This is a genomic window from Dolichospermum sp. LEGE 00240, assembly GCF_015207875.1.
GTDB classification, from domain to species: Bacteria; Cyanobacteriota; Cyanobacteriia; order Cyanobacteriales; family Nostocaceae; genus Dolichospermum; species Dolichospermum gracile.
In genome coordinates this window covers 17,463-28,366 of record NZ_JADEVZ010000065.1, presented here as the reverse complement: position 1 = coordinate 28,366, position 10,904 = coordinate 17,463, and the positions used below count along the sequence as shown (strand labels likewise).

Annotated in this window: 11 protein-coding genes and 1 tRNA gene; 3 read left to right on the top strand and 9 right to left on the bottom strand. The window is 35.7% G+C overall.

Annotated features, from left to right (window positions below; translation table 11 throughout):
* Positions 1-554: 554 nt before the first annotated feature.
* The 4 genes from IQ226_RS18820 to IQ226_RS18805 form a co-directional block, all read right to left on the bottom strand.
* Positions 555-1,298, bottom strand: coding sequence for a peptidylprolyl isomerase (locus IQ226_RS18820; RefSeq protein ID WP_193897838.1), 744 nt, complete (start codon positions 1,296-1,298; stop codon positions 555-557).
* A 178-nt stretch (positions 1,299-1,476) separates the two neighbouring features.
* The gene (locus IQ226_RS18815) at positions 1,477-2,997 is read right to left on the bottom strand and encodes an HlyD family efflux transporter periplasmic adaptor subunit (RefSeq protein ID WP_193897836.1); all 1,521 of its coding nucleotides are present in this window, start codon (positions 2,995-2,997) and stop codon (positions 1,477-1,479) included.
* 55 nt (positions 2,998-3,052) lie between these two features.
* On the bottom strand, positions 3,053-5,767 hold the full coding sequence (locus IQ226_RS18810; RefSeq protein WP_193897834.1) for a peptidase domain-containing ABC transporter: 2,715 nt from the start codon (positions 5,765-5,767) through the stop codon (positions 3,053-3,055).
* Between the two features lie 25 nt (positions 5,768-5,792).
* On the bottom strand, positions 5,793-6,425 hold the full coding sequence (locus IQ226_RS18805) for a helix-turn-helix domain-containing protein (protein WP_193897832.1): 633 nt from the start codon (positions 6,423-6,425) through the stop codon (positions 5,793-5,795).
* Between the two features lie 203 nt (positions 6,426-6,628).
* Here IQ226_RS18805 and IQ226_RS18800 point away from each other — a divergent pair, with 203 nt between their 5' ends.
* From IQ226_RS18800 to IQ226_RS18790, 3 genes are all read left to right on the top strand, one after another.
* Positions 6,629-6,865, top strand: a complete 237-nt coding sequence (locus tag IQ226_RS18800) for a hypothetical protein (protein WP_193897844.1) — start codon at positions 6,629-6,631, stop codon at positions 6,863-6,865.
* A 39-nt stretch (positions 6,866-6,904) separates the two neighbouring features.
* Complete coding sequence (locus tag IQ226_RS18795) at positions 6,905-7,069, top strand: hypothetical protein (RefSeq protein ID WP_193897842.1); 165 nt, start codon at positions 6,905-6,907, stop codon at positions 7,067-7,069.
* A gap of 111 nt (positions 7,070-7,180) precedes the next feature.
* Positions 7,181-8,446, top strand: coding sequence for an FAD-dependent oxidoreductase (locus tag IQ226_RS18790; RefSeq protein ID WP_193897830.1), 1,266 nt, complete (start codon positions 7,181-7,183; stop codon positions 8,444-8,446).
* A 24-nt stretch (positions 8,447-8,470) separates the two neighbouring features.
* On the opposite strand, the gene IQ226_RS18785 is transcribed toward IQ226_RS18790, so the two are convergent.
* The 5 genes from IQ226_RS18785 to pstB all read right to left on the bottom strand — a co-directional run bounded on the left by IQ226_RS18785 (position 8,471) and on the right by pstB (position 10,867).
* A complete protein-coding gene (locus tag IQ226_RS18785) occupies positions 8,471-8,656 on the bottom strand; it encodes a hypothetical protein (protein WP_193897828.1) in 186 nt (61 codons plus the stop codon).
* Between the two features lie 14 nt (positions 8,657-8,670).
* A complete protein-coding gene (locus tag IQ226_RS18780) occupies positions 8,671-8,946 on the bottom strand; it encodes a CU044_2847 family protein (protein ID WP_193897826.1) in 276 nt (91 codons plus the stop codon).
* Positions 8,947-9,217: 271 nt separating this feature from the next.
* A tRNA-Cys gene (locus tag IQ226_RS18775) sits at positions 9,218-9,289 on the bottom strand.
* 122 nt (positions 9,290-9,411) lie between these two features.
* The gene (locus IQ226_RS18770; RefSeq protein WP_193897824.1) at positions 9,412-10,008 is read right to left on the bottom strand and encodes a chromophore lyase CpcT/CpeT; all 597 of its coding nucleotides are present in this window, start codon (positions 10,006-10,008) and stop codon (positions 9,412-9,414) included.
* 79 nt (positions 10,009-10,087) lie between these two features.
* Positions 10,088-10,867 carry a phosphate ABC transporter ATP-binding protein PstB gene (pstB, locus tag IQ226_RS18765; protein ID WP_193897822.1) on the bottom strand — a complete coding sequence of 260 codons (780 nt, stop codon included), beginning with the start codon at positions 10,865-10,867 and terminating at the stop codon, positions 10,088-10,090.
* Positions 10,868-10,904 lie beyond the last annotated feature (37 nt).

The window sequence follows — 10,904 nt, the reverse complement described above, 5'->3', positions numbered from 1 at the left end:
TCAAGGGGCGGCGAGCACAGGCATCTCAACGGGTAAGATAGTCGGAAGCGTCAGATTTGTATAAGAGACGGGGGGTAGGGAAGGGGGGAAGGAGGGTTAGGTTTCTAGAGATTATCGGTTTCATCTAATACTTTTCAAACAACCTCTAAACATTATAAATTTAACTTGTAAAAACTAATCAGAATGCCCGCGCCACATTATTAGGACTTACGCAAGATGTGACTGAAAATCTTACAGCTTATTCCTTTATTATAAGGTACATCATCGCCCCCTCATCGCTTGCGGGGAGGGGGTTGGGGGTGGGGTTCTTGTACCTCATGACATCGGAAAGTGCTGTATTCTTGCCTAGGGGTAATTCATGAATTACCCCTACTTTCGTTCCCTTTTGCGTAAGTCCTGATTATTTAAGTTTATTAATATTATAAAATTTAGTTACATAACAGCTTATTATGTAAAATGAAAATACCATCAACGTATTGCATTTAGAAAGTAGCTTATACTTTTGATAAGCCACTATATAAATGTTGTCTAGGTTATTTTTCTACATTAATTATTTACTGAATAACCAATTCAAAATCAACCTGTTCAATCTTTTGCTTTAACCACTGAGAAAATAAATCCATACCAATTTGATAAGCAAGAACATCATCTAACTGCGGTTGAACAATCTCATCAACCAAAATTAAATGTACTCCCAAAGAGGTCACAATCGGTTTTAAAACTTCCGGTGGTTTAGCAGTAAAAACCGCAGCAGAAATTTCTGGTTTTAAATCTTGACGGTGCATAATTCCCCTATATCCTCTTTTGCGCTGTAATTCTACATTTTGAATATGTAAACGCGCCACATCATAAAAATTAGTTTCCCCTTCCTGAATAGCATAGAAAAGTTCATCAGCCAAATCTTCATCATCTAAAACTACCTCATAAATGACAGCCCCAACATAATCTAACTTTCGTTCAAAAAAATAGGATTCAATCTTCTCCGCAAACAAATGAATAGCCAATTTTGTAGATAGTAAATTGTTGTAGATAATTGCTTCAAAATCATCAATAGACAAACCATTTTTATTCAACCATGCCCAGGTATCCTCAGCATTTATGAGTTTATTCATTAATCGCATTTCATCCGCTGCTGCTTGAAGTTCTTCTGTTTCAATTTTGATTCCCGCTTCAGTCGCAGCATCAGTAATAACTTTGCGGCTAATTATTTGTTTAACTATTTCAGGAATTTTACAATCAAGTTTGATTTGATGGAGAATATCGTTATTAGTAATAGTCAAAGATTGATATTGTAACATGATGTTTGTTTTTAATGAATGGTAATTTATTAGTTTTTGTAGGTTGGGTTAAGCGATCGCGCAACCCAACAAAAGTTTATCAATGTTGGGTTTTCTGAAGTCAACCAAACCTACATAATTCTATTTTTTCGGCTGAAGCGAAAAGTATTAGTCTATAAATTATTGAATTTTCATCTGACTACAGTTGCAAACCGCCTTGTTGTAACTGTTTAAATGGGTCAATTAGAAAATCAATAATTCGCCGTTGACGTACAATAACTTCAGCCATTGCCGTATCCCCTGGACGAAAAGGAATACATTTATTTCCACTCTTAATACAATTCTGTTGCAGAGAAATTTCTAAGTTATAAACTGACACTTTGCCGTTAGCTGTATCCACTTCTGTAGCAGTAGGAGAAATAGCTATTACCTCTCCTTCTACTATTCCATGTTCTTGAAAAGGATATGCGTCAAATTTTAACTTAACTGGTAATCCTTTTCGCAAAGAACCACTTTCATTAGTCATCATTTGCGCCCGAATTATCAAAGGCGAACCCAGAGGAGCAATTTCCGCTATCAGTGTTCCTGGTTGTACTACAGCACCAGCTTTTTGAATAGGTAACTGAAACACAGTACCACTCACATTTGCCTTTAATTCTCGTTGTCCTAATTGAATTTTTAACGATTCAATTTGTCGTTTAGTTTGAGCGATTTCCGCGTTTAAAGTGGTAATTTCTGTTTCTAGACTTTTTTGCTGTTCTTCAATCTTGAGTAAAGCTAACTTACCCGTCTGAATTAAAGTTTGGTAACTGCGTTTTTGTTCATTCAATCTTAATTGTGCTTGGGTAATATCTGCCTTTCCTTGTTTGACAATTCGTTGATAATTACTTTGTTGTTCAGCTAAACGTAACTGAGATTGTTGAATATCTGACTGGCTTTGTTTATATAACTTTTGTTTCTCTTGGACTATATCTTGCTTTTCTATGACATTGATTTCTGGAACTACTCCTTGCTGCCAAAGCTGACGATAACGTTCTTTTTCTCTTAAAGCACTGGTTAAACTACTTTGTGCTAAATTACTAGCAGTTTTACTATATTCAAGATTTTGTTTAGCTTGATTTACTTGAGTAATTTTTTCCTCTTTTTGTAGTTGATAAACATTAGTAGTCGCCATTAAATTTTGCTGTGCTTGGTCTATTTGAGATTGCTTTTCTAAAGCTTGAGATTGATTTTGTTGTTGTTGGGTTGTTAAGGCAACAACTAACTGTTGTTTGGATAACTTTAACTGGAATCCTCGATTTAACAATCCTTTTAATTTATCTTCGCCTTGTTGTAATTCCTTGTTTAATAAATCTGTATCTAAACCTAGTATTTTTTGTCCATTTTTCACCACATCACCTTCTTTGATATTAATGTCCTTGACAGTCCCAGATACAGGACTATCTAGTTTTACAGTTTTACCTTTTGGCTCAATTCGCCCTCTAGCAGCACCAGTTTCATCAACTTTATATAACATAGACCAAGGTAAGATAATGGCAACGAAAATTACTAGAAAATACAGTAATCCTCTAGTCCAAACTTGAGGTAAGCCATCAAGTAATTCTTTGGTAAAAAAAGACCAATCATCTGTTGCTATAGCTGCATTTTTAGATACTAATTCTTGCTGATATTCATAATTTTGAAGTTGCGTAGTTTGTCTTACATTCAATTGATTAGTCATGATTTATTTTCCTCAGTGTAAATTGTTAGACAGGGCTTAAAATTGCTTACACAGTTCAGCAGATAATATTTAATTGCTGTTGATTGAGATAGAAATAATGCCCCCGCTTCGACATTAATTCTGCATGAGTTCCACTTTCAACCAACACACCTTTATCTAATACCAAAATTAAATCAGCGTTCTGCACAGTAGACAACCGATGGGCAATTACTAAAGAAGTTCTTGATTTGAGAATTGCATTCAAATTTTTTTGGATAATTTGTTCAGATTCAGTATCTAAATGAGAAGTTGCTTCATCTAAAATCAACAATGGGGGATTGCCTAAAAATGCCCTAGCAATGGCAATTCTTTGTCTTTGTCCACCAGACAATAATCCTCCATTTTCACCAATTATGGTTTCATAACCCAGTGCTAAGTCTTTGATAAATTCATCAGCACCAGCCAATCTTGCTGCTTCTCTAATTTCTCCTAAACTGGCTTCAGGATGTGCCAAGCTAATATTTTCACGAATTGTTCCACCAAATAAAAATGTATCTTGGTCAACTACCCCTATTTGCTGACGTAAAGAACGTAAAGAAATAGTAGTAATATCATGTCCATCAATCAAAATTGATCCTTCCGTGGGTAAATGTAGCCCTAAAAGTAACTTAGAAAGTGTAGTTTTACCACAACCACTGCGTCCTACTAAAGCTACCATTTGACCTGGTTGAATTGTGAAATTGAGATTTTCCAAAATATTCACAGAATCATGTTTATGGTAGCGAAATGTAACATTTTCAAAGCGAATTTCACCTTGAAGTTTGGGTAAGTATTGCTTAAATTGTTGCTGTAAATCTTCTTCTGGTTCTGCATCTAAAACATCATTAATCCGTTCTAAGGCAATGATTACCTCCTGTAATTTATTCCACAAAACTGATAATCTCTGAAAGGGGCTAATCACATTTCCTAGTAACATATTAAATGCTACTAATTGTCCAATAGTTAACTGGTTATTAATTACTAAATGCGCCCCATACCACAATAAACCAGTAGAAATAACTGCTTCTATTGTGTTACTAAAAATTTGCAATCCATTACCAATAACTTGACCGGAGAAACTCTTTTTAACCTCCTTTTGCAATAATTCTTCCCAATGCCACCTTACAGACTGTTCTACGGCGATAGATTTTACTGTTTGTACACCAGTGATAACTTCAATTAAATAGCTACTTTCATTGGTATTAGCATTAAATATCTCTCTGGAAATTTTCTGGAGAAAAGGGGTAGCAATTAAGGCTAATAGGAAAAATGGCGGTACAATAAGTAAGGCAAGTAAAGCCATTTGCCAACTATACCAAAACATCAATCCTAAGTAGATAAAAACAGTGATTAAATCTAGCAGGATTGACAATGATTCACCAGTTAAAAAGTCTTTAATTTTGCTATTTTCTTGTAATCGAGAAATAATATCTCCTACATAACGGGTCTCAAAAAAACTAATTGGTAGCTGCAATGTATGACGAATAAAGCCAACAACTAAAGCCACATCTATTTTGTTGGCAGTGTGACCTAAAAGATATTCTCTTAATCCTGTTATCGCTACACGAAAAAGGCTAAAAATCATCAATCCCAAACCGATTGTTGTTAATGTTAGTGCAGAGCGTTGTACTACTACACGGTCTAATATTAATTGAGTAAATAGGGGTGTGATAAGTCCAAAGATTTGGATCAAGAGTGAGGCAATGAATATTTCTAACAGTACCAAACGATGAGGTTTAATTAGTTCAAAAAACTGCCAGAAGGGAGTAGTGCTTTCTTGGGTATTTTTGAATGATACTGTGGGTTGTAATAGTAGTGTATATCCAGTCCAATTCTCTTGAAATTCTTTGTAGTTAAGAGTTTTTTGACCAATGGCTGGATCTCCTACAATTATCTGTTTATTGGTAATTTCATAAACAACTATATAATGTTGACCTTGCCAATGAATAATTGCGGGTAATTTTTGTTTTGCTAAATACTCGATTTTGGTTTTTATGGGACGGGTAGCAAATCCAATACTTTCCGCAGCAGCTATTAAACCATGTAAAGATGCACCACTACGATCAATATTGGCAATATCCCGCAAGCGGTTAATACTGATGGTTTTTCCCCAGTATCGGGATATCATTACTAAACACGCTGCACCACAGTCTGCTTCACTTTGTTGGGCAAAGAAAGGATAGCGTTGAGTTACTCTTTGTAAGAGGTGTTTGACTTTCTGAGTAGGATGAGGAAAGTAAGCTTGATTAGGCTTTTTTTGTTTGTGGTTTTTTTCTGTTGTAGGTTTTTTTATCGGCTTATCGGATACATTAGATGTTGTATTTTCGTGTGGGTTAGTGTTAACTAACAAAGAATTTAGATTTTGAGCTTCTGTTTTTAAATGAGTGTTGATTTGCGGATATTTAACTATCAATGAAACGAGTAATTCACCGGGAATAAAACACAGTTGTACATCTTGACTGGCTTTAGCTTGGTAAGGTATGAAATTTTCTTCTTGAAACAATGTGAAATGCCCATAGGCTTCTCCTATTGTGACTGTTTTGATTAATTGTCCTGCTTTATCTGTCAGCCGAATTTTACTATTCAGGACAATATAAATACCCTGTTGAATAGCAGATATTTTTCCTAATTTTGGCTCTAAGTATTGTAATTTATGTTGGTGTTTTTGAAATTCCTGTTCCGAAATATTACACCCAAGAATCTTGTTGAGTAATAAATGATTTACCGTTGTTGCAGATGTGTTTTGTAGCATAATACTATGAAGTTATTACAGAGGTTTATTTTTGATTGCTTGCTAATGGGAGAAAGTTAACAGCTAATTTTTTTCTTTCATTAGCCATAATTTCAGTTGGCAGATCCTTAATGTAAATTTGACTTTCCTCTGTTGCTTGGTTTATTTTTTTCATGGTTATAGTTGATTTTGATCTGGATGTTTGTCTGGTGGATAATCCTATTTGTTTGAGCAATCGCTTGATGTGACAATCACTGACTTTAATTTCTAATTCTTTGGCTAAATGCTTGCTTAACCAACCTGCTGTCCACTTTTCAAAGCTGTAACCAAACTCACGGGGACTATGATTAATTAGTTGTTGTAACCGCTCTAAATATTCCTCATTGACGATTTTAGGACGACCAATAGGCGATGAATTCCATTGGTGTGCCATCCCACTACGAGCTATATGTATCCAATGTCTTGCTGTTGCTGGACAACATCCTAATTCTTTGCGAATTTGTGTTTGAGTCTTCCCCTCATCTGCCAACAGCATAATTTGGATACGCTGGTGGGACAATTCAGGTAAATCCTGTTCCAGATTTTTTTGTAGTAGTTGACGCTGGAATGGTGTCAAAAATTTTCCCTGGCAAATATTTGGTGATTTAATTTCATCTACTTTTGGCAAATTAGTAACCATTGGTAACTTAATTGGGATAGATTGTTAACCTGAAGTCACTCACGCTAATATATACCGCTCGCCGAAGAGACTATATGTAAAAATTAAATTTCTGTTATGTATAGTATTTACAAAATTTTTTTGGCTCTCCCAAAGTTGGTATGATAATTTAATAAAAAATAATGCATGACCATTACCATTTGACGGGTTTGATTAGGAGGCGTATGAATAACTGGACTGTAGAACAAATTGCGTTTCGGTGCTATCGTCTTTCTGTACGTCTTGAACGATTGGCACAGAACTTTCTGCACATGGCATCTCTCAGTTTGGGTGGGGTTAATGGGGAAGCGGTACTTGGGATTCTTAGAAAAGGTAAAGTATTTCTAGAACTGACAGCCATCTTATATCTGCAATTACGAAATTTGATAGCTGACTGGAGGAAGCAGGATAGTAGAAAATGATGCTTATTCGTAAGTAATTATAAAGATTGAGACATGAGAATGCACAATAGTCCTGATTGCAGTAATTACCAAATTCCCAAGCAACAGGCAATTGAAGTTTATCCAAAAGTATCCCAACGTCGCCCAGTTGATAAAAAAAGTTCAATTTTCTTATTGGTAGCAGCAGCAACCGCATTAGTGCTGGCAAATACATCCATTAAGTAGTCGGACAAAATTAAATTCACTCGTTGAGAGAGGGAACTTTTAACTGGGAACAATTGGGATTGTGCTGAATGTGGCTGGATGGATGATAGTATTTGATTCTGGGAGGCAATTTTGACTAACAATAAATTTGACTTAAATACAAAAATTTGTATCATCGGTGCTGGTGCATCTGGTTTGACTGTAGCTTATGTTTTAAGAAAAAAAGGTTACAACAATATCACTATCCTTGAAAAAGAGAACCAGGCAGGAGGTAAATGTCGCACTATTGTCTACAAAGATAGGTATTTTGAACTTGGTGCTGGGGCGATTTGTAGCGACTATAATGTGACTTTAGAAATAATGAAAGAACTGGGAGTGGAGTCCAAAGCACCCGCCATTCCTAATCCTATTTTTTTGAATAATAATGGTTTAGAAATTAAATCAAGTCCTTTAAAAACAATAAAATTTATATGGCAATTATTGTTTAAGTTTTCATGCTTATTATTCAAAAATCGGAAATTTTGTGCGCCGGGTTTATCTAATATTCCTGAAGAATTATATGAAAATTTTGATAGCTACTGTCGTAAAAATAATTTATCGGATTTTGCCCAAACTCTAAATATAATTGTTTCTCCTTTTGGGTATGGTTATTTTGATACAATTCCAACTGCATATTATTTAAAGTATTTTACTTTTACGGGGTTAGTTGAATATTTTATTACGAAGAGACTGCAATTCTTTGTAGAAGGAGCAGGAAGTTTATGGCAGAAGTTATCAAAACAATTTAATGTTTTATTTGCAGAAAACATTATTAGCATCAAACGAACTAATAAAGTTTATATCCAAACTCAAACAGGAAATTATGAGTTTGATAAGTTAATTTTAGCCTGTCCCTTGGATAATGCCCTTGATTTTCTTGATGCAACTTCGATTGAGAATGAGTTGTTTTGTAAGATACAATATAATAATTATTATACCTTTGCATTTATTATCAACAAATTTCCCTTTACTAAAAAAGATGTTGATAGTGGGGTTTTTATTGAAAATATGACCAGTAAGGATCAAGGAAAGATTATGTTCTTTTATCGTCGTTATCTAGATTCAGAATTTTGTACTTTTTATGTAATTGGAAATCAAGAGCATAACGAACAACAACTTAAGTTAGACGTAGAAAATCAACTAAAAAACATGGGATTTATAATTGACAAAGAATATGTATCTATTCAATGGAAATATTTCCCTCATGTTAGCAGTGAAGATATGAAAGATGGCTTTTATGATAAATTAGAACGTATCCAGGGACAAAATAATATGTATCTAGCCGGAGAAATTATGAATTTTCCTTCTCTAAGAGGAGTTACTGAATATTCTAATTATCTAATTAATAAATATTTTTAGAGAACTTAGATAAATGGAGATTAATTAGGGGACTTTATAACCCGCATTTCTGACAAACAATGCGATTCCTAGGTCGCGCTTCGCTATCGCTCCCATCAAATCATTTGCTGTTGACATTACTAAAAAACCAGCACCAACAACTCTACCCTGTTTATTATAAATGCGAGCGATCGCACATTTAAAGACTTGAAAATAATTTTCAGTTGACATAAAATCTACTAATCTTAGTCATTACTCCATTTCACAGTAAGCTCAAAAGTGACTTCTCCACCGACAGAAGTGATAAAAGCTCCAGCATCAGCACTGAGTTTGATTCCAAACTTGACTTCCATTTCTTTAGGACCCAAGTCTTTAAATTTGTGACTAATGCTGGCAACTACAGGCTTAATATTCTCTAAAGCTTCTTCAAAAGTTTTTTGCGCTTTTGCAATTTCTCGGCCAGATGGTAAAGCGGCTCTCTGAATATCAGTAGATGTATATTCTGGTTCTTCAACTTCCACCAAAAATTTACTCCCATTTTCTAGGGTAAACTCAACTGCTTGTCTGCCATAATATTAAGAATGTATGCTGTTAATGAGGCTACGCAATTTTAAATATAAAACATTTTCAGCATATTTGAAAAGTAAAAAATCACACTAATTCACACTAACTAATATACTTGTCATAACCTAGCCAAACTTACCCCAAAAAATTATGGAACGAGTATTAAACCCGTCCCATAATTCATTACCTAAAACCTGAAAATACTTGGTTTTGGCTGATTTTTATCAAAGGCGACACCCGGATTTGAACCGGGGGATGGAGGTTTTGCAGACCTCTGCCTTACCACTTGGCTATGTCGCCGCGCCCACAATTACTAATGGTAGCACCATTTTTGTGAATTTGCACTATCTGGGAGAATTTTTTTTTGAAGATTGATGTTTTTCACGGAATGGACAGACAAAAAGCCTGTCCTCCGGTGAAAATTAGGGATTTAATTTCACTTCTTCGGCAAAATTCGCCCAGCGCACAAAGTAAAATGGACCGGCGACAGACCCCCAAATATGCTCATTGGTGTCAGGATTTCGCCCTCTGTCGCGGCTGATGAACTGTTCACCATCAAGTTCAAAATCACTATCTAAATAGGTTCTTTGCCCGTCACGGATGACAATGCAGCCCTTTCCCGGTTCGACTGTGCCTTTGAATTTGGTGCCAGTCCACTCGACAATCATGTTACAGCCAGAAAGCCTTTCTAGGCGATCGCTCGTCAAAGTCTGCAACCTTGGTAAATCGCGGGAAGCGCCGTAAAAATCTTTTTCTTCTTTGACAGTATAGTTTTCAATATGGATTTTATCCCCCACAGTCGTCAGATGTAATACCCGCACCCGATAAGGCTTATTCAACATATAGTCATAAGCTTGTTCCACAAACAAACTTACCCCTGATAACACCCCCCAATGGAGGGGACGCATACATACACGAATATGGGCAAAAAAAGCCGGATTCTCAAAAACCTGGGCTTGATTGCTAAAATCAGCCGCCATCCAGCGAGCTAAGGTGGCAATATCTGGAGAATGAGTCATACCAATTTCGGATTTGGGAATAGCAATGCTATTAATTTTAAATCCTGATGACGCTCAAGCTACGCATTCGGTGTTGTGATTAACCAAATCGTCCAGACACGTAGTCATGGGTCCGATTATCTAAGGGATTCCGAAAGATTTGACTTGTTTCCCCAAATTCCACCATTTGACCAATACGGCTCTCGTCGGTACTAAAAAAGGCAGTAAAATCAGAAACCCGAGTTGCTTGCTGCATATTATGGGTAACAATCACAATCGTGAATTCTGTTCGCAATTTGTGAATTAATTCTTCTACTTTCATTGTCGCAATTGGATCAAGGGCTGAACAGGGTTCATCCATTAACAGTACCTTGGGTTTAACCGCTAAAGCCCTAGCGATACACAGACGTTGTTGTTGTCCACCGGAAAGACCCGTAGCAGACTGATGAAGTTTATCTTTGACTTCATCCCACAGAGCCGCACCTTTAAGTGCAGATTCGATAATTTCATCTAATACTACTTTTGAACATCTCCCAGCAATTCTCACACCATAAGCCACATTTTCATAAATGCTCATGGGAAAAGGATTGGGTTTTTGGAAGACCATGCCAATTTCTCGACGCAGACGATTAATATTAATGCGAGGATCATAGATATTTTGACCAAAAAATTCTATCCGACCTTCGACTTTGACTTTTCCTTCTAATTCACTAATCCGATTAATGGTTTTGATGAATGTAGATTTACCACAACCGCTAGGACCAATTAATGCAGTAACTTGGTTCTTGTAGATATCTAGTGATATCCCTTCAATAGCTTTATAGTTTCCGTAGTAAAAGCTAAGATTCTTGACTTGGATGGCAGTAGTTAAGTTACTCATGATTGACTAAAGTAGGAAAGAAAATTTTTTAGTTGAC

Bases quoted from the DNA above. Each gene is read 5' to 3' on its own strand.
- IQ226_RS18805 (WP_193897832.1), bottom strand. From the start codon at position 6,425: ATGGTTACTAATTTGCCAAAAGTAGATGAAATTAAATCACCAAATATT.
- IQ226_RS18800 (WP_193897844.1), top strand. From the start codon at position 6,629: ATGAATAACTGGACTGTAGAACAAATTGCGTTTCGGTGCTATCGTCTT.
- IQ226_RS18770 (WP_193897824.1), bottom strand. From the start codon at position 10,008: ATGACTCATTCTCCAGATATTGCCACCTTAGCTCGCTGGATGGCGGCT.
- IQ226_RS18795 (WP_193897842.1), top strand. From the start codon at position 6,905: ATGCACAATAGTCCTGATTGCAGTAATTACCAAATTCCCAAGCAACAG.
- IQ226_RS18815 (WP_193897836.1), bottom strand. From the start codon at position 2,997: ATGACTAATCAATTGAATGTAAGACAAACTACGCAACTTCAAAATTAT.
- IQ226_RS18785 (WP_193897828.1), bottom strand. From the start codon at position 8,656: ATGTCAACTGAAAATTATTTTCAAGTCTTTAAATGTGCGATCGCTCGC.
- pstB (WP_193897822.1), bottom strand. From the start codon at position 10,867: ATGAGTAACTTAACTACTGCCATCCAAGTCAAGAATCTTAGCTTTTAC.
- IQ226_RS18810 (WP_193897834.1), bottom strand. From the start codon at position 5,767: ATGCTACAAAACACATCTGCAACAACGGTAAATCATTTATTACTCAAC.
- IQ226_RS18820 (WP_193897838.1), bottom strand. From the start codon at position 1,298: ATGTTACAATATCAATCTTTGACTATTACTAATAACGATATTCTCCAT.